Here is a 17,962-nt window from a genome sequence, read left to right as displayed (position 1 = left end):
CTGAACGCGGACGACCACCGGGTGCCGGTGTTGCCGTCGACGGCGGCCGAGGCCGGGCTGCCGGCGTTCTCGGAGGACGACGCGGTCGCCGGGCGCCCCTGGGACAGCAGGGTGGCCGCCGCGCTCGCGGTCAGCGCGGTCACGGCCAGGTAGCTGGCGACGAGTGCGGCGGTGGCCAGCACGGCCACCGCGAGCCAGAGCCGGGACCGGGCTGGTCGCCGGACGGGCAGCGGGGGGACGGTACTCATGGGTTCCTCCAGGGACGGTCGGAGGCGGCGACCGGGTCGCCGATGCCAGAGCTGAGAGCGCTCTCTCCGGCAGCTAAGGGCGGCACGTGAATTTTGGGGGAGAAGGGAGAGCGCTCTCGCCCAGAGGTTGCCGGCAGTTCGCCGTCTTGTCAAGAGGTCGTCATCGATGCCTCTGGGTCGGCGTCCGGTACCGTCCCGGGAGCGGAGAAAAGCGTTATCCGGCGTGGTGCGACGGGTCTCCGATACAGGCGGCCGTACCGGCGGCCGTAGCGTACGGGTGCGGAAGGAGCGCTTGGGTGATGGTTGGAGCCGGTCGGAGCGGACCCGACAGCGCCATGGTCGTGGCCGCGCGCGATGGCGACCAGCAGGCGCTCGACACCCTGGTGGCGCAGTCGTTGCCGCTGGTCTACAACATCGTGGGCCGGGCGCTGAACGGGCACGCCGACGTCGACGACGTGGTCCAGGAGACGCTCATGCGGGTCGTGCGCCACCTGCCCGACCTGCGCGACCCGTACGCGTTCCGGTCCTGGCTCGTGGCCATCACGGTGCGCCAGGTACGCGACCGCGAACAGTACCGGCGCACCGTCCTGAACCGCAGCGCCGAGCTGGACGCGGCACAGGCCGTACCCGACCCCGCCGCCGACTTCGCCGAGCTGACCGTCCTGCGACTGGGCCTGACCGACCAGCGGCGGGAGGTAGCGGAGGCGACCCGGTGGCTGGAAGAGGACGATCGTGCGCTGCTCTCCCTCTGGTGGCTGGAGGAGACCGGCGAGCTGAACCGTGCCGAACTCGCCATGGCGCTGGGACTGTCCGGGCCGCATGCCGCGGTACGGGTGCAGCGGATGAAGGAACAGGTGCAGTCCGCGCGTACCGTGGTGCGGGCGCTGCGGGCCCGTCCGGGCTGCGGTGAGCTGGCCGGGCTGACCCGGGACTGGGACGGCAGGCCCAGCGCGCTGTGGCGCAAGCGGCTGGCCCGGCACGTGCGTGACTGCCGGACCTGCGCCAGCCGGACCGGCGGGATGCTGCCGATGGACCGCCTGCTCGCCGGGGTGGCGCTGGTACCGCTGCCGGCCGCACCGCTGGCCGGACACGCTGCGGCGCACGGCGCCGCCGGCCATGGTGCGGCGGGTCACGGCGCGGCGGGTCATGATGGGGCCGGTCACGGCACTGCGGGTCACGGCACTGCGGGTCACGGCACTGCGGGTCACGGCGCGGCCGGTCACGGGGCGGGCATGGCGAAGGGCGGTCTCGGGCCCTCGCACGCGGCACCCGTGCGGCGGCTGCGTTCGCTGCTCACGTTCGGCTCGCACGGGCCGGTCGGCGTGGTCGCCGCCGCGGCGACCTGCGTCGCCGTCGTCGCGGTCGGGGCGTTCGCCGCCGTACGGCTGAGTGGATCGGCCACACCTCCGGCGGTGGCCGCGGTCGCGTCGCCGTCCGCCGTGGTCGCGACGTCGGTCGTGGCATCGCCGACTCCGCCGTCGCCGAGCCCGGTGCCGCCGTCCCCATCGCCGTCGCCGCGCCCGAAGCCGACGCACACCGCGGCCGCACCGCCCGCGCCGGCGGTCGTCTCGGCGAAGAAGGGCGTGTGCGTGTGGAACTTCACCGGCGTGAGCCAGGCGCTGGCCCAGTCGAAGGCCAGTTGGTACTACACCTGGTCCACCACGCATTCCGGCGTCACCACGCCGTCCGGCGTCCAGTTCGTACCGATGATCTGGGGCTCCGCCAGCGTCACCGCAAGCGCGCTGAGCCAGGCGAAGAACGCCGGGCACTACCTGCTCGGCTTCAACGAACCGGACCGTGGCGACCAGGCGAACATGACCGTCGCGCAGGCGCTGGACCTCTGGCCGCAGCTGATGGCGACCGGGTCGACGCTGGGCAGCCCGGCGGTGGCGACCGGCGGCGACAAGGCCGGCGGCTGGCTGGACCAGTTCATGTCCGGCGCGGCCAGCCGCGGCTACCGGGTCGACTTCATCACCCTGCACTGGTACGGCGGAGACTTCGTCACGGCGAGCGCGGTGAGCGAACTCAAGTCGTACCTCAGCGCGGTCTACAACCGGTACCACAAGCCGATCTGGCTCACCGAGTACGCCCTCATCAACTTCGCGAACGGCACGTCGTACCCGAGCGACTCCCAGCAGGCCGCGTTCGTCACCGCGTCGGCGAAGATGCTCGGCGGCCTGTCCTACGTCCAGCGGTACGCGTGGTTCGGCCTGCCGGCCGCGGACAGCGGCCCGAGCACCGGGCTGTTCCACAGCGGGCCGAGCGTGACCGCCGCCGGCCGGGCCTTCGAGGCGGCCGGCTGAGTCCTCAGACTCAGCAGGTACGCAGCAGGCGCTCCAGGACCCGGGTGCCGAACCGCAGGCCGTCCAGCGGTACCCGTTCGTCCACCCCGTGGAACAGGGACGGGAAGTCCAGGTCCGGCGGCAGCAGCAGCGGGGCGAAGCCGTAGTGCCGGATGCCCAGGCGCTGGAACGACTTCGCGTCCGTGGCCGCCGGAAGCAGGTACGGCAGCAGCCGGCCGCCCGGGTCCTCGGCGAGGATCGCCGCGCGCATGCTGTCCACCAGCCGGCCGCCGAACGATGTCTCGATAGCCGGCAGGCTGTCCCACTCGCGCTCGATGTCCGGCCCGAGTACGGCGGCAAGCTCCCGGAGGAAGTCCTCCTCGCGCCCGGGCAGGACGCGGCAGTCCACCTCGGCCGACGCCGTGGACGGCACGACGTTCGCCTTGTAGCCGGCGTGGAACATGGTGACCGTCGCGGTGTCCCGCAGCCCCGTGGCGACCAACCCGGACAGGCTGGCCAGCCCCGGCAGCCCGGCGGTCGTCGCCGCCTCAACCAGCTCCGCGAGGGCGCGTTCCGGGTCGTCGAGCGGGATCTGGCGCCCGGTCAGCCGGCCGAGGGCGGCGACCGCCTCCCGTACCGGCTCGGTCCACACCAGCGGGAAGCGGTGCCGGTCGAGCCGGGTCACCGCGGCCGCGAGCCGGGCCACCGCGTTCTCGTCGTTCGGCAGCGAGCCGTGTCCGGCCCGCCCGCGCGAGCGCAGCCGCAGCCACCCCGCGCCCTTCTCCGCGGTCTGCACCGGATACGCCCGCAGCCCGTCCGCGACAGTGACGGAGAAGCCGCCGACTTCGCTGATCGCCTCGGTGGCGCCGTCGAACAGGTCCGCCCGGCGCTCGGCCAGCCAGCGGGCGCCCCGGAAGCCGCCGGACTCCTCGTCGGCGACGAACGCGAAGACGAGGTCACGCGGGGGCAGGTAGCCGTCGCGCTTGAACTGCCGGGCGACGGCGAGGCTCATCGCCACCATGTGCTTCATGTCGACGGCGCCTCGGCCCCACAGGTACCCGCCGGAGACCTCACCGGAGAACGGGTGCACCGTCCACTCCGAGGCATCCGCGGGTACCACGTCCAGGTGCCCGTGCACGAGCAGCGCACCCCGGCCGGGATCGGCCCCGGCGAGCCTGGCGACCACGTTGCCCCGGCCCCGGGCGCCGGACTCCAGGTACGTGGCCTCGTATCCGACTTCGGTGAGCTTGCCGGCCACGTACTCGGCCGCGGCCCGTTCGCCGACCGTGGTGGCCTCGTCACCGGTGTTGGTGGTGTCGATCCTGATCAGGTCGCTGGCGAACCCGACAACCTCGTCGACCGCGCGCACCGCCTCAGTCACGCGGCACCGTCACGATGGCACCGTCACGCGGGCGCCGATCCGGCCGGCGCGTCGGGCGTGCGCATCAAGGCGATGGTGAGCTGCCGGCGGAGCGTGAAGCCGAGCTTCTCGTACAGCCGGACCGCGTTGGTGTTCGACGCGGCGGCGTGCAGGAACGGCGTCTCGCCGCGCGCCAGGATGCCCTCCGCCACGGCGCGGATCAGCCGGCCGGCCAGCCCCTGTCCCCGGTAGGCCGGATCGGTGCACACGGCGCTGACCTCGGTCCACCCCGGCGGGCGCATCCGTTCGCCGGCCATCGCGATGAGCGCGCCGTCGCGCCGGATGCCCAGGTAGCGGCCCATCTCGATGGTACGGGGGAGGTACGGGCCGGGCTCGGTGCGCGCCACCAGGTCGAGAATCTCGGGTACGTCGGCCGGACCGAGCACCTCGGCCTCCGGGTCGGAGGCGGGTTCCACCCCGGCACCGATCATCTGGACGCCGTCGAGCAGCGCGGTGATCGTCCAGTCCGGTGGCGGGGTCGGCGGGTCCCCGGCCAGCACCACCGTGGCGGACGGCCCGGCCATCGCGGCCAGGTCGGCCCAGGCCCGCGCGTCCGACCGGTCGGCCAGTGCCGAGAACAGTGAGACGTCGGCGGGGTACCGGGCGGCGAGACCGCTGGTTTCCGCCAGGTGCGCGTGGTTCCCGCGCAACGCGGCCAGGATCGGGTCGTCCAGCACGTGGCTCGTACGGATCACGCGACCCTCGCCGGAACCATGGCGCGTGCGTGACAGCGGGGCGGCCGGGCCGGGCCGCACGGCGGGATTTTCATATCCTGAAACGGTACCCGGCCGGTGGCGGCCCGTTCGCCGCCGGTCACCGGTTCGGTAACGGGCGCCGCACCCACCGGTACCCGGCTCAAGGTAAACACTTGTCGCGCGGAACCGGCCTGCTGGAGCCGGTTGCTCCCCATCTGTCGGACCGTTACTAACCCGCATGTGTGGCTGTTGTTCACCAGAAGACCATCGTGACTTGTCCTGGCCTTCTCATAACGGTCCGAAAGTGGTGTCCGTGCCTGGCCGACCAGCCGGAAGGAATCGCTGTGCCCGCGTTCCGGGTGTGCCCCGGCGCCGGCGCCGGGTCACTCGGCGATGCAACGTTTCCGGGCACCAAGCGGTGTTTTCTGGTGAACGGCTAAATCGTCCGGTGATCTCGATCGATACAGATGGGCCTGTCCATGATGCAACGACCTGAGGTCAGTGTCGTTATTCCCACCCGCAACCGCCCCGAACTCGTCCCCAGGGCCGTCCGCAGCGCGCTGGACCAGACACTGCGGGAGATCGAGGTCATCGTCGTGGTGGACGGGCCGGATCCCTCCACCGGGGAGGCGCTCGCCGCGCATGCCGACCCCCGGTTGCGCCTCGTCGAGCTGCCCGAGTCCGGCGGTGCCCCGGCGGCCCGCAACATCGGTGCCAAGGAGGCCACGGCGCCGTACGTCGCGCTGCTGGACGACGACGACGAATGGCTACCGGAGAAGCTGGCCACCCAGCTCAAGCTGGCCCAGGAGTCGGAGCACCGGCTTCCGATCGTGGCGAGCCGGCTGTCGGTGCGCACCCCGCGCGCGGAGTTCGTCATCCCCCGCCGGCTGCCCGAGCCGGCCGAGCCGCTCAGCGAGTACTTCTCGGTACGTCGCGGCCTGTTCCACGGCGAGGGCTTCATCCAGACCTCGACGATCTTCGCGCCGACCGAACTCCTGCTCCAGGTGCCGTTCACCCCCGGCCTGCGTCGCTTCCAGGAGCTGGACTGGACGCTGCGCGCCCTGCAGGTCGAGGGTGTCGGCGTGGAGTACGCGTCGGAGCCGCTGGTCGTCTGGTACGCCGACGAAAATCGCCAGCGGATCAGCTTCGACTCGCCGTGGCGGCAGTCGTTCGAATGGCTCAAGGAGAGCCGTGACCTGGTCACGCCGCGCGCCTACGCCGCGCTCGCGATGAGCGTCGTGAGTTCGGTGGCGGCCGACAGCAGCAACCCGCGGGTCTTTCTCGACCTGCTCCGCGAGGCGCATAAGCACGGCAAACCAGGCATTACGGACTATGTGACGTTCATGCAGGTGTGGCTGGTCCCTCCGCGGCCTCGGCGGGCTGTGCGAGACTTCGTCCTTGGTCGGCGGCGTGCCCGCGAATCCCGGACCGTTACTCCAATGAGCGAAGCGAGGACACTCTCCGAATGAGCATGGCCACCCCTCAACGACGGCGCAACTGGGCACTAGCCATCGGAGGAGCGGTCGCGGTGGCCGCCGCGGTCGCCGAGTACGTCGCTCGGACAGACCTGCTCGACAGCGTCAAGACGCTGATCGCCGCGGCCATCGCCGTCGCGATCGGTGGGCTTGCCGTGAGCCTGCCCGGCATCACCCGGCGTGGAGTCGTGATCGGCGCCTTCTTCATCGCGGCCGGCGTCTCCACCTGGACGTTCACCAGCCACCCGATCGTCATCTGGGGCGTCCTGGGCTTGGAGGGCATCGTCTTCCTGCTCTGGAGCTGGCCCTGGCTCGGCCGCCTCAAGGAGACGTCCCGGCTGGGCACCGCCTGGCTGGGGCTGCCGTACTGGGTGTTCGGCGTCATCGGTGCCGTTCTGGTCGGACATGCGACCGTGGGCGGCCAACGTGTCGCGTACGCGGGCGTGTTCGCGCTCGCCGCGATGGCCGCCGTGGCCGCCGCCCGGCGCCCGACCGAGAAGGGCGGCGGCGACCCGAGCGTGGGCATCGCGGCGGCGCTGCTGGTGGCGATCGCGCTGTTGCTGCTCGCCGGGTCCGGCAGCATGTTCGACGCGTACCACGCCATACCGGAGCACAGTGCCGAGGCGCACAAGATGGCCGACCGGTTCTGGGGCGGCACGGGCCTGTACTTCCAGCCCAACGCGCTGGCCGGGCTGGCGGTCGTGATCGCGTTGCGGATCGCGCCGGATCGTGCGTTCACCTGGTGGCAGCGCCTGGCGGCCAGCGGCACCGCGGGTTTCGTGCTGTACCTGACGAACTCCCGCACGCCGTGGGGCGTGGCGCTGATCGCCGCTCTGGTGCACGCCGTGATGGTCTTCGGCGGGTGGCGCCGGGGCGACCTGCCGGTCTACCGGCGCCCGTGGCTCGCCGTACTCACGCCGTTTGTCCTGCTCGGACTGGTACTGGTGGCCCTCGGCGGCTCCGACTTCGTCGTCAAGAGCAGGTTCGGCGACGTACCGAAGCCCGCCAACGTGACGACTCCGAACACCCTGGGGTCCGGAGTCACGAGCGGCCGGACCGACACCTGGCGCCAGGTGGCCACCGACTGGGCACACGCCGGCGTGGCCGAGAAGATCTTCGGGGACACCCGGACCTCGCGCGCGGTGGTGACCCGGGCCAACGACCCCGGTGCCGAGCTGAACACCGACAACGCCGCGGTCGGCGCGTTCCGCCGGGGCGGGGTGCTCGGCCTGGCGGCGTTCCTGTTCGGCGTGCTGCTTCTGCTCTGGCGGGTGTTCTTCGGGCGCCGTGCCGGCCTCGCGCCGCCGGCCTGGTTCACCATCGCGTCGCTGGCTCTGGTGCCGTCGATCGCGCTGGAGGACTGGCTGCTCGGCGGGACCAACGGCGGAATCTGGATCCTGTTGCTGGCCGGTGAGGCATACCTGCTGCGGCCGGGCCGCGTGGCGGCGCAATCGTCGCCGGAACTGGTCTCGGCGGGCGCCGGCAGGCCGGGCGGCGACGTTACGGCGACGCCTGGGTGGCCGGCTCCGGCGTCGACGTCCGGGGCGAGCTGACCGCGTCGCGTTCCACCGAACCGGCGGTGGGGACCGGATCTGGGTCCTCGCCGCCGGTTTCGCCGTTCCGGTCGGTCTGATCGTCGCGGTCGGTCTCGTCGCGGACGGTTCCGTCGCGGTCGCCGGCCTGCTCACCATCGGCCCGCTCATCGCCGGACTGCTCGCCGTCGGCCCGCTCATCGCCGGCCTCGCGGTCGAGGCGGCGCTGGGCGTACCAGTACATCGCGATCATGGCGACCAGGCCCACCGCCGAACCGGTGGTCAGGCCCCACGCGGCTCCGGTGAGCCGGCCCGCGCTGGCGCCGGCGACCAGGCCGGACAGGCTGGTCGTGGTGAAGATCAGGTACTGGAAGAAGAGCAGCGGGGCGCGGTGCATGCCCCGGATCGCCGCCGCGAACGGCAGCTGCACCAGGTAGATGCCGGGCTGGATGGCGATCGGCAGGGCCAGCGGCGCGATGTCGGCGAACTTCGGAATCCGGACCAGCACCAGCCGGGCGACCGGTACCACGATCGCGATCATGACGATCGCCAGCCCGGCGAAGCTCAGGGCGAGCAGCCGGGTCTGCCGGCGCAGCTGATGCGCGGCCCGGCGCCCGTCGGCCTCCGGCGTCGCCTTCGCCGCCAGCCGCGAGGTGCGCGGGACCAGCAGTCCCATCACGGCCGTGATGAAGTTCTGGACGGGTTGCAGCAACGCGGTCTGGGCGCCGCGCAGGCCGGAGAGTTCCTTGGGGGACAGCCGGTTCGCGACGAGGAAGCCGACGAGCTGCCCCTGGAGCTGGCCGACCAGCGCGGTGGCGGTGAACCAGCCGGACAGGTGCCGGGTCTCGGCGAGCCAGGCGCGCGCGTTGCCGCTCCACGGCTTGATGCGTGAGCGCAGCAGGAAGGTGGTCGCCCCGGCCGTGGCACCCAGCCCCCAGCAGAACAGCAGGCCGCCGGGGCTGACCAGGCCGGTGAGGATCATCACAAGTACGGCGAGGAGCTGGGTACCCACCCAGACCGCATCGATCACCAGCGCGCGCTGCGGGGTGCGGGCTGCCAGGAAGCTGTACCGGCCGGTGTCGTGCAGCAGCAACGACGGCAGGAACGGCACCACCCAGATCAGGTAGCGCAGGTCCACGCCGCCCTTGGCGGGCAGCAGCAGCCACACCAGGAACAGGATCACCGCGGCGATGACGGCGTTGGTCAGCGCGGCGGTGATCCCGTTGCGCACCAGGCGCAGCCGGCGGTCGTCGTCGTACCGGGACGCCAGCGCCAGCAGCACCTCGCCCACGAAGGCTCGGCTGACCCCGATCACGAAATAGCCCAGACCGAGGGAAAGGAGCATGATCCCGGCGTCCGCCCGGTTCAGCAGGGCGAGTGCCAGCAGCGTGTTCGCGGCGTTCGCGACGGCGAAGACGACCTGATCGACCAGGCCGAAAGTCAGCCAGCTGTGGCCGCGCAGCCTGAGCCGGGGCAACCTGTCACGCACAGGCACTGTTCTCCTTCCGCCACCGCGGTGCGGCGCTCGTCCGCGCACCCGGCATTTGCCTAAAGACGGTCGTACGATACGCGTGCCGCCTCTGCGCGGGGTCAGGCGAGGAGCCGGCTGAGCTCGTCGGGATCGACCCGTTCCGGGATGTTCACCTGTTGGTCACACGCTTGTCGCCGGAACAGTGCCGAGATCGGTCGCCGCGGTCGGCGGCTCGGTGGCCGGGCACCGCCCGGGCGCGACGGTCACCACGGCCGCGAGCAGGGCCGAACCGGCGAGCAGGGCCAGCAACGGCGGCACCGGACCGAGGCTGGGGTGCCAGGTGCCGGGAAACGGGTTGAGTGGTGCGGCGATCCCGCTTTCGAACCGGGTCAGCACCCGGCACAGCGCGTACACCTGAAGCACGGTGGCCCCGGCGACGAGCGCTGCCGGGTACCAACGCAGCCGTGCCCGCGCGGCGAGCCTGCGTTCGAACCCGTCCGTGCTGGCCGCGCCGAGCATGACACCGACCAGCGCGGGCAGCGCGTACCGGCCCTGGGAGAACCAGCCGATGCTGGGCAGGAAGCGCAGCTCCAGCACGACCAGCAGGGCGAGGCAGACCACCCCCAGGGCGGCCAGTACGGCGGCGTGGCGCCGCCCCGCGTACCGCACGCACGGCACCACGATGGCCGCCACCAGCAGGTACCAGCCGATGATCATGTATGACGACACCAGGGTCTCGCCGTAGGAGAACTCGCCGACGACCTGCCGGAGATAGAACGGAATCCGGTACGTCGCGATCTGGTCCAGCTCCCCGGACAGCGGCAGGTGGATGGCGTCCCGGACGTTCGGCGCGATGTCGGTGAACCCGGAGAACTCCATCCAACCGGCCGCGAAGGCCAGGCCGGCGACCCAGCAGGCGCCCAGCGCCCAGCGGGCGTCCCGGCGCCGCCACAGCGCGGCCAGCCGGCCCCGGCGGGCCAGCAACGCGCACGCCCCGACGTCGAGGGCCAGCAGCACCGGCCCGAGTTCGCGCAGGGTCAACAGGAGTACCGAGCCGGCGCAGGCGGACACCAGCAGCCGCCGGACGGCACGGTCGTCCAGCCGCCCGTCCGGGGCGCGCACGAGCGCCAGCAGCGAACTGAACACGAGTACGCCGGCCGCGATCTCCAACCCGTTCGGGTTCACCGATCCGCTGAGGTTCATGACCAGAGGCGTGCCGCTGAGCATGATCGCCACCGGGAACAGCCGGCCGCCCAGCCGCAGCGCGGCGCCGACCGCGCAGGCCAGCAGCAGCGCCGACAGCGCGACCGAGACCAGGCGGGCGAGCACGATCCCGGTCAGGTCCGGCACCAGGACCAGCGGCAGGCCGGCCGGCAGGTAGTACACCGGGCTGTACCGGGCGGCGGCGGACTGCGTCACGATCCTCGTCCGGCTGTCCGTCCAGCGCTGGCAGGACGCGGGTTTGGGCGGCCGGGGCGACCACGTGCAGTCCACGGTCGCGGCGCTGGGCAGCAGGCTCGCCGGAGCCAGGAACCCGGGTACGACGTCGCCGCGCCGGTTGACGATGGTGTGGTGCGGGATCAGCTGGCCGGTTGCCACCGCGTACGCCCGGGTGATGTGGTCCTTCTCGTCGTACGTACCGTTGGCGGGCAGGGCGACCGCCCACGCGGCACCCATCAGGAAAAACGCTGTAAGCGAGAGCCACCACCAGCGGCGCACGGAGCCAGAGTACGAGCGGATCTCCGCGCCCTCAGCCAAACGCGGAAACTGAGAAATCCTTACGAATAAAGGAACCCAGCCGCGTGAGGTCCACAGTGGACGTGTCCGGCGAGACGGGCCGACCGGGCGCCGCACTGGCTATAGTGTCGGCACATGCCCGGGAACCGACCGCCGGAGTGGCTGACCGACACCGTCTTGTACGAGATCTATCCGCCGAGCTTCGCCGACGGCAACGGCGACGGGATCGGCGACCTCGCCGGCGCCGAAGCCCGCCTCGACTACCTCAGTTGGCTCGGCGTCGACGTCGTGTGGCTGGCCTCCTGCTTCGTCTCGCCGTTCCGCGACGCCGGGTACGACGTCAGCGACTACCGGGCGATCGCGCCACGCTACGGTACCCGCGACGACCTGGTCCGGCTCGTCGACGCGGCCCGGGCGCGGGGCATCCGGGTGCTCCTGGACCTAGTCGCCGGCCACACCTCCGACCAGCACCCGTGGTTCCGGACGGCGATCGACGACCCGACCGACCACCGGTACATCTGGGCGCCGGCTCCGGTCGAGGACTACATCCCCTCGCCGGGCAGCCGCCCCGGCGCGTACCTGAAGAGTTACTACCCGATCCAGCCCGCGCTCAACTTCGGCTTCGCCCGCCCCGATCCCCGTGAGCCGTGGCGCCAGCCGGTCGACGCGCCGGGGCCGGCGACCAACCGGCGGGCGTTGCGCGAGATCGTCGACTACTGGATGCCGGTCGGTATCGCCGGCTTCCGGGTCGACATGGCCAGCTCGCTGGTGAAGGACGATCCGAACTCGGCGGAGACCGCCAGGCTGTGGCACGAGATGCGCGGCTGGCTCGACGCCAGTCACCCGGGTGCGGTGCTGATCGCCGAGTGGGGCGACCCCGGGCTGTCGGTGCCCAGCGGCTTCCACGTCGACTTCTTCCTTCACTGCACCGGCCGCGGGTTCCGGTCGCTGTGGGACAACGGCGCGGTGACCCGGCCGGACTGGCCGGCGGGCACGCCGTTCTTCCACGAGTCGGGGGAGGGGTCGCTGCGCGAGTTCCTGGCCGAGTGGTCCACGGCCGACGAGGTGGTCGCGGGCAACGGGTTCGCCGCGCTGCCGTCGGCCAACCACGACTTCCCCCGGCTGGCCGCCGGCGTGCGTACCGGCAGGCAGATGCACGCCGCTTTCACGTTCCTGCTGACCTGGCCGACGCTGCCGGCGATCTACTACGGGGACGAGATCGGCATGCGGTTCGTGACGGGCCTGCCGGACAAGGAGGGCAGCCGGCGCAACCCGAGCTACAACCGGGCCGGCTGCCGGACCCCGATGCAGTGGGACGACTCGGCGAACGCCGGATTCTCGACCGCGCCCGCGGACCAGCTGTACCTGCCGATCGACCCCGACCCGGACCGCCCCACCGTCGCAGCGCAGCGCGCGGACCCCGGCTCCCTGCTGCGGCTGATCCGCGACCTGATCGCGCTGCGGCGGAGCAACCGCACTCTCGGCAGCCGCGGCACGACCGAGGTGCTGAACGCCGGCTACCCGTTCGTGTACCGGCGCGGCGGCGAGTTTCTGGTAGCGGTCAATCCGCGGGCCACCCCCGCGTCCGCGCCGCTGACCATGCCGCCCGGCACGCTCCTGCTCGGCTCGGCGGCATACGTCGAGCGGCAGCTGGAGGTGCCGGGCTTCGGCTACGCCGTCTACCGCACCGGGCCCTGACGATGGCTCAGGTGACCGGGCGTTTCATCGAGTAGGTGAGCGCGTACAGCCGCTGCGGCTGGCCGATCAGCATCGCGGCGCGGTCGTAGACCTGCCAACCGTCGGCGCCGGCACGGTTGAGATGGGGTATGTCGTTGAAGCTCTCGTCGGTGCCCCACGACTGGGCGCCGCCCGGGTAGTGAAAGGTGGCCCTCCAGTCCAGGTATTTGTCGGTGCCCGTGCTGCCGGTCGACCGGTATTCAAGCCGTGCGTACTCCCACTGGGTCACGCGCCCATTGTGCCGTAAGCCGCAACACCGCGCCTCATGCCCGCATGCGGTACGGAAGCGGTGGTCAGCGGGCGAGGCGACCCAGCAGCGCGGCGGCGGCGCAGATGCCGGCGACCGCGGCCGCGACGAGCACCACGAAGTCCAGCCAGTACGTGGTGGCCTGCCCGATGAGCAGCCCGCGCAGGGCGGCAACCTCATAGGTGAGCGGGTTGCAGTGGCTGATCGCGCGCAACCACACCGGCATCACGTTGACCGGATAGAGCGCGTTGCTCGCGAAGAACAGCGGCATGGTGATCGCCTGGCCGATGCCCATCAACCGCTCCCGGCGCAGCACCAGCCCGGCGATGGTCATGGACAGGCAGGAGAAGAACGCCGAACCGAGCACGACGACGACCAGGACCGCCAGCAGTTTCAGCGGATTCCAGGTCAGGCCGACGCCGAGCAACGCGGCGACCACGAGCACGACGATGGTCTGCGCGATGGTACGGACGCCCGCGGCGAACGCCTTGCCGGCCACCAGCGCGCTGCGCGGGGTCGGCGTCACGAGCAGCTTGGTGAGGATGCCGGCGTCGCGCTCCCAGATAATCTGGATGCCGTAGAAGATGGAGATGAACAGCGCCGACTGCGCGATGACGCCCGGGGCGAGGTAGTCCAGGTAGGGAACGTTGCCGGTGGGGATCGCGCGGATCCGGGTGAACGTCTCGCCGAAGATGACCAACCAGAGGATCGGCTGGATCGCGCGGGTGATCAGTTCGCTCCGGTCGTGCCTGAGCTTCTGCAGCTCGACCAGGCAGAACGTGACGATCCGGGAAAACAGCCGGGTGACGCTGCGGTACCGGGGCTCAGCCCATGCGCGAGGCGGTGCGGCGGGTACTGCGGACATCGCGCAGCCCTCCCTTCTCAGGCGACACCAGGCTCTCGCCGGTGTAGTGGCGGAAAACGTCTTCGAGGCTGGCGTCCGGCCCCAGCGCGTTCTTCAGCTCGTCCGGCGTACCGGACGCGCGCAGCGTGCCGTGGTGCATGAGGACGACCTGGTCACACAGCGCGTCGGCCTCCTCCATGTAGTGCGTGGTCAGCAACACGGTCATCCCGTACCGGCGCTGCATGTCCTGCACCCGGGCCCACACCGAGTCCCGGGCGACCGGGTCGAGACCGACCGTCGGCTCGTCGAGGACGAGTAGCGCCGGCCGGTTGACCAGGGCCTGGGCCAGTTCCAACCGGCGCACCATGCCACCCGAGTAGGTGCCGGCGAGCCGATCCGCCGCCTCGGTGAGCTCGACGATCGCCAGTACCTCGGCGACCCGTTCGGCGCGTTCCCGGCGGGGTACGTCGAACAGCCGGGCGAACCAGGTGACGTTCTCCCGCCCGGTCAGCGCCCCCTCGATGGACAGCTGCTGGGGTACGTAGCCGAGCATGCGGCGCACCGCCATGGCCTGGGTACGCACGTCCAACCCGAAGATGCGCACCGAGCCGGCCTGCGGCGGGTACAGCGTGTTCAGCACCCGCAGGGTGGTGGTCTTGCCGGCGCCGTTGGGTCCGAGCAGGCCGAAGCTCGCGCCCTTGCGTACGGTCAGGTCCAGATTGTCGACGGCCACGTGGTCGCCGAACCGGTGGGTCAGTCCGGTGACCTGTACGGCTGCCTCGGGCTCCGGCGCGGCGGTCTCCACGCGTTCCTCGATGACATCACTCATGCGTTCTCCAGGTTCTGTGCGCGGTCGTTCTCTGCGCCGTCGTTCTGTGCGCGGTCGTTCTCTTCGCTTCCGTTCCCCGCGTTGCTGTTGTCCGAGTTGCTGCTCTCCACGCCCCCGGTCCGGTCGTTGCGGCCCGAGCCCGGCGCCGCCTGGGTCTGGGTGGGGCGGAGGTGTTCGGCGATGGCGTTCAGGGTCGGCAGGGCCGCGCGCAGTGCATCGAGGTCCGCGCGGTCGAGCCGGTCGAGTACCTGCGAGACGCGGGCGATTCTGCGGTCGCGCCGCGCCTCGGCCTGCCGCTGGGCCGGCGCGGTCAGGCTCAGCCGGGCGATCCGGCGATCGTGTTCGTCCGGCGAGCGGCGCAACAGGTCCAGCTCGGTGAGCTGGCGTACCAGTGTGGACACCGTGTTGGCGGCCAGACCCAGCTCGGCCGCGGCCTCGGCGACCGAGATGCCCGGGTTGTGGCGCACCAGCCGGATGAGTTCGGACTGCGACCCGGTCATCGGGGACTGCGGCCACGGCCGCCCGACCAGCCGGCGCAGGTGCCGGCGCACCAGGCCGAGAGTGGCCAGCAACTCCTCGGCGAGTGGGTCGCTGCCGGGCCCGGGCTCCGGGTCGATGGGTGCCGGGTCGGCGGGCTCTGAGTCGACCGGTTCCGGGTCGATGGCCGCCGGATCGACGGGCGGCGGGTCCATGGGCGCCGGGTCGACGGGCTCCGGGTTGATCACGTTGCCACGATACCTCTGACACAGAGGCTTCTACTAATCAGGCAATCCGGCCGTCCCGCGATCTCCACTGCCACAGGTGACATCGATGGTCACGCGTGATATTAGTTGCTTAATTGTGCATAAGACGCTAGATCCGAGGTGGTCCGGTGCCGGCTGATGCCGGCTGGAGGGCCGCTGGCCGGCGCTGCTGGTGGCAGGGGCGCCGGTCCCGTCCGGCGCCCCTGCCCGCGACGTACCGCGCCGCCCGCACCGACGCCCTGTCAGGTAGCCCTACGTAGCCCTACCGGACGAGGAGACCGTCACATGACCGATGAACTCAGCACCCCCGAATCCACACCGCCCGCTGTGACCGGCATCGCCGACCCGGCACCACTCGGGCTGGCCGCGTTCGCACTGACCACCTTCCTGCTCTCGGCGAAGAACGCGGGCTGGACGCACGGCACCGACGCGTGGCTCGGCTACGCGTTCGCGTACGGCGGGCTGTGCCAATTGCTGGCCGGCATGTGGGAGTTCCGCAACCGCAACGTGTTCGGGTCCACCGCGTTCGCCACGTACGGCGGCTTCTGGATCGGCCTCGGGCTCTACGCGCTGCTGGTGGCGCCGAAGGCCAGCGCGGCACAGGTGAGCAACGACGAGGCGTGGATCCTGCTGGCGTTCGCCATCTTCAACCTGTACATGCTGCTGTGGAGCACCCAGGTCAACGGAGCGGTGGCGGCGGTCTTCCTGACCCTGCAGATCACCGAGATCGTCCTGGTCGTCGCGAACTTCTCGGGCAACGAACAGATCCTGCACGTCGGTGGGTACATCGGCGTACTGACGGCGGCGTGTGCCTGGTACACGTCCGCGGCCGGAGTCATCAACGGCATGACCGGCAACGCGGTGCTGAGGGTCGGCTCGCCGATGCGGCTCGGCAACGGGTCGCTCGGCCGGACCGGTGCCGCACTGACCGGTACCCGCTGACTCCGGCACCGGTGATGCGCCGCCGTGCCGCCTACCGGTGGCGCATCACCGGCACGGCATCACCGCGGGCGGGCCGGCTCTACCCCTCGACCGGTCCGCCGGGCGCCGCCCGATCGGGTGCGGATGCCCCACGCCCCGATCGGGCGGCGCCCATCCGGTGAGACGCCGGCCGGTTAGAGACGCCGGCCGGGGTCACGTCGCCGGGACGCAGGCCGGGTCAACGTCGCCGGGGGTGGCGTCAGTGGATCGGGTTCCAGCCGTCGGTGCCGGCGAGGTATCGGCGGGGGGTGTAGGTGGCCGCCTGCGCGTCGGTCAGCTGCGGCCGGTCGGTGCTCACCGCCGCACCCGGACCCCGGTCCCGGTACTCGGCGAACCGCGCGTCCTTCCAGGAGAACCCGGACATGTCCGTCCAGGGAGCGCTCTGGATCTGCGCGCCGAGCGTCGACTCCCGGTACACCACCTGGCCGAGCGCGTTCGGATCGCCGCTCGGGTGCCACGGGCGGCCGAGGTATACAGTCCCGGCGGCCGCCGCGCTCGTCAACGTACAGCGGTAGAACAGGAACCCGTACGGGTTGCTGATGTCGGTCGACGCCGCCGTGACGTACCCGTTGTTGGTCGCCGATCCACGGTCCAGCGAGTTGACGTGGCAGTGGTCGAACACCGCGGTGCCCCGGCCGAAGATGAAGTCCACGTCGCCCTCGACATAGCAGGAGCGGAAGTACGCCCGGGACACGGTGGTGGCGGCCGGGCTGTTCACGTAGAGGGTGTCCTGGTTCCCGAGGAACCGGACGTTGTCGAACACCAGCCGGTCGGCGTGGGTGAGCACGGCGACCGCCTGCTGGCTGGTGATCTCCGGATGTGCGGCTTCGTCGAACGAGTTGGAGAACGTGAGGTTCCGCGCGGTGAAGTCGTTGCCGTCGATGGTCACCGAGGCGCTGCCCGAGGTGCCGTACGTGCCGCCGCCAGGCTTGGGCGTGCCGTTGGCGTTGTCGTACGTGATGACGACGTCGCTGGCCCGGCGGCCGGTGCCGACGAACGACAGGTACGGCTTGTCCGCCGGGATGGTGACGAGTTCCTTGTACGTGCCCGGTCTGATCCTGATGGTGTACCGGTGGGTGTTGCCAGACGGTGCCGCGTCGACGGCGGCCTGCACGCTGGTGAAGTCGCCGCTGCCGTTTCCGGCGACGACGACGGTTGACGACCGGTGACAGGCGGCCTGGGCCACCCCGGCCGGGAGCGTGGCCAGGCCGAGGCCGGCCAGGGCGGCCAGCGCGATGCCGGCCAGGGTGGTGGAGCCGGGGCGGAGCGGGCGCATGCGTGTGGCGGTTCGCGGGTTCATGGCTGACCTCGGGGGAATCGGGGCGGGTCGCCTGGGCGGGGTGGGCGTGTGCTCCGGAGATGGAAAGCGCTTTCCAACTCTCAGGAACCTAGCCCGCTCATCGACTGCTGTCAACCTGTCGCGCTTCACCGGGCCGCGCCGCGGTCGCCGCCGCCTAGGTCTTCGCGACCGCCTTTGCTCTGCTTACCTCCACGCAACACAAACGGCGTTCGAGTGTTGCGCGGGGGTAAGCAGAGCAAAGCGTCGACGAGAGGTACCCGCCGCCGAGCCATCCGTCCGCTGTGGACGACGGAGAGTGCGGGTCGTGCTCAGCCACGAGGAGCAGGTGGCGAAGCTACGCCTGATCGTGGAGACCGCCCACGAGGTGTGGGGCTGAGAAAAACGGAAAGCTGGGCCGAGCGACACCGCTATTGACACACTT

General features: G+C 71.3%; 15 protein-coding genes. 5 read left to right on the top strand and 10 right to left on the bottom strand.

Annotated features, from left to right (window positions below; genetic code table 11):
• Positions 1–248 (bottom strand): discoidin domain-containing protein (locus Raf01_RS12085; protein ID WP_203917889.1); only part of this gene is annotated, 248 nt, incomplete at its 3' end.
• Between the two features lie 299 nt (positions 249–547).
• Between Raf01_RS12085 and Raf01_RS12080 the strand changes: the two genes are divergently transcribed.
• On the top strand, positions 548–2,551 hold the full coding sequence (locus tag Raf01_RS12080; protein WP_239133547.1) for a sigma-70 family RNA polymerase sigma factor: 2,004 nt from the start codon (positions 548–550) through the stop codon (positions 2,549–2,551).
• 10 nt (positions 2,552–2,561) lie between these two features.
• On the opposite strand, the gene Raf01_RS12075 is transcribed toward Raf01_RS12080, so the two are convergent.
• Both Raf01_RS12075 and Raf01_RS12070 read right to left on the bottom strand, forming a co-directional pair.
• Positions 2,562–3,911: a M20/M25/M40 family metallo-hydrolase gene (locus Raf01_RS12075; RefSeq protein WP_239133541.1), complete on the bottom strand. Its 1,350-nt coding sequence runs from the start codon at positions 3,909–3,911 to the stop codon at positions 2,562–2,564.
• A gap of 23 nt (positions 3,912–3,934) precedes the next feature.
• Positions 3,935–4,645: a GNAT family N-acetyltransferase gene (locus tag Raf01_RS12070; RefSeq protein ID WP_239133540.1), complete on the bottom strand. Its 711-nt coding sequence runs from the start codon at positions 4,643–4,645 to the stop codon at positions 3,935–3,937.
• A 479-nt stretch (positions 4,646–5,124) separates the two neighbouring features.
• Between Raf01_RS12070 and Raf01_RS12065 the strand changes: the two genes are divergently transcribed.
• Both Raf01_RS12065 and Raf01_RS12060 read left to right on the top strand, forming a co-directional pair.
• Entirely contained in the window at positions 5,125–6,114 is a 990-nt protein-coding gene (locus Raf01_RS12065) for a glycosyltransferase family 2 protein (protein ID WP_203917887.1), read from the top strand.
• The gene (locus Raf01_RS12060) at positions 6,111–7,673 is read left to right on the top strand and encodes an O-antigen ligase family protein (RefSeq protein WP_203917886.1); all 1,563 of its coding nucleotides are present in this window, start codon (positions 6,111–6,113) and stop codon (positions 7,671–7,673) included. The genes Raf01_RS12065 and Raf01_RS12060 overlap by 4 nt, the downstream gene beginning before the upstream one ends.
• Here Raf01_RS12060 and Raf01_RS12055 read toward each other — a convergent pair.
• Positions 7,621–9,141, bottom strand: coding sequence for an MATE family efflux transporter (locus tag Raf01_RS12055; RefSeq protein WP_203917885.1), 1,521 nt, complete (start codon positions 9,139–9,141; stop codon positions 7,621–7,623). The two genes, Raf01_RS12060 and Raf01_RS12055, sit on opposite strands and share 53 nt — an antisense overlap.
• Before the next feature lie 162 nt (positions 9,142–9,303).
• Positions 9,304–10,800 carry a DUF2142 domain-containing protein gene (locus tag Raf01_RS12050; protein WP_203917884.1) on the bottom strand — a complete coding sequence of 499 codons (1,497 nt, stop codon included), beginning with the start codon at positions 10,798–10,800 and terminating at the stop codon, positions 9,304–9,306.
• A 195-nt stretch (positions 10,801–10,995) separates the two neighbouring features.
• Between Raf01_RS12050 and Raf01_RS12045 the strand changes: the two genes are divergently transcribed.
• Positions 10,996–12,558, top strand: a complete 1,563-nt coding sequence (locus Raf01_RS12045) for an alpha-amylase family glycosyl hydrolase (RefSeq protein ID WP_203917883.1) — start codon at positions 10,996–10,998, stop codon at positions 12,556–12,558.
• A 7-nt stretch (positions 12,559–12,565) separates the two neighbouring features.
• On the opposite strand, the gene Raf01_RS12040 is transcribed toward Raf01_RS12045, so the two are convergent.
• From Raf01_RS12040 to Raf01_RS12025, 4 genes are all read right to left on the bottom strand, one after another.
• A complete protein-coding gene (locus tag Raf01_RS12040; protein ID WP_203917882.1) occupies positions 12,566–12,826 on the bottom strand; it encodes a hypothetical protein in 261 nt (86 codons plus the stop codon).
• Positions 12,827–12,890: 64 nt separating this feature from the next.
• The gene (locus tag Raf01_RS12035; protein WP_203917881.1) at positions 12,891–13,709 is read right to left on the bottom strand and encodes an ABC transporter permease; all 819 of its coding nucleotides are present in this window, start codon (positions 13,707–13,709) and stop codon (positions 12,891–12,893) included.
• The gene (locus Raf01_RS12030) at positions 13,669–14,517 is read right to left on the bottom strand and encodes an ABC transporter ATP-binding protein (RefSeq protein WP_203917880.1); all 849 of its coding nucleotides are present in this window, start codon (positions 14,515–14,517) and stop codon (positions 13,669–13,671) included. Before Raf01_RS12030 ends, Raf01_RS12035 begins: the two co-directional genes overlap by 41 nt.
• Positions 14,514–15,242: a MarR family winged helix-turn-helix transcriptional regulator gene (locus Raf01_RS12025; protein WP_239133539.1), complete on the bottom strand. Its 729-nt coding sequence runs from the start codon at positions 15,240–15,242 to the stop codon at positions 14,514–14,516. Before Raf01_RS12025 ends, Raf01_RS12030 begins: the two co-directional genes overlap by 4 nt.
• 303 nt (positions 15,243–15,545) lie before the next feature.
• Between Raf01_RS12025 and Raf01_RS12020 the strand changes: the two genes are divergently transcribed.
• Entirely contained in the window at positions 15,546–16,202 is a 657-nt protein-coding gene (locus Raf01_RS12020; RefSeq protein ID WP_203917879.1) for an acetate uptake transporter, read from the top strand.
• A gap of 238 nt (positions 16,203–16,440) precedes the next feature.
• Here the strand turns inward: Raf01_RS12020 and Raf01_RS12015 are convergent, their stop codons facing one another.
• Complete coding sequence (locus tag Raf01_RS12015) at positions 16,441–17,517, bottom strand: pectinesterase family protein (protein WP_203917878.1); 1,077 nt, start codon at positions 17,515–17,517, stop codon at positions 16,441–16,443.
• Between the last annotated feature and the right edge of the window lie 445 nt (positions 17,518–17,962).

Origin of the sequence: Rugosimonospora africana (assembly GCF_016862975.1) — a bacterium.
Lineage (GTDB): Bacteria > Actinomycetota > Actinomycetes > Mycobacteriales > Micromonosporaceae > Rugosimonospora > Rugosimonospora africana.
The sequence above is the reverse complement of the archived record's forward strand: the minus strand, read 5'-3'. Positions and strand labels throughout refer to the sequence as shown.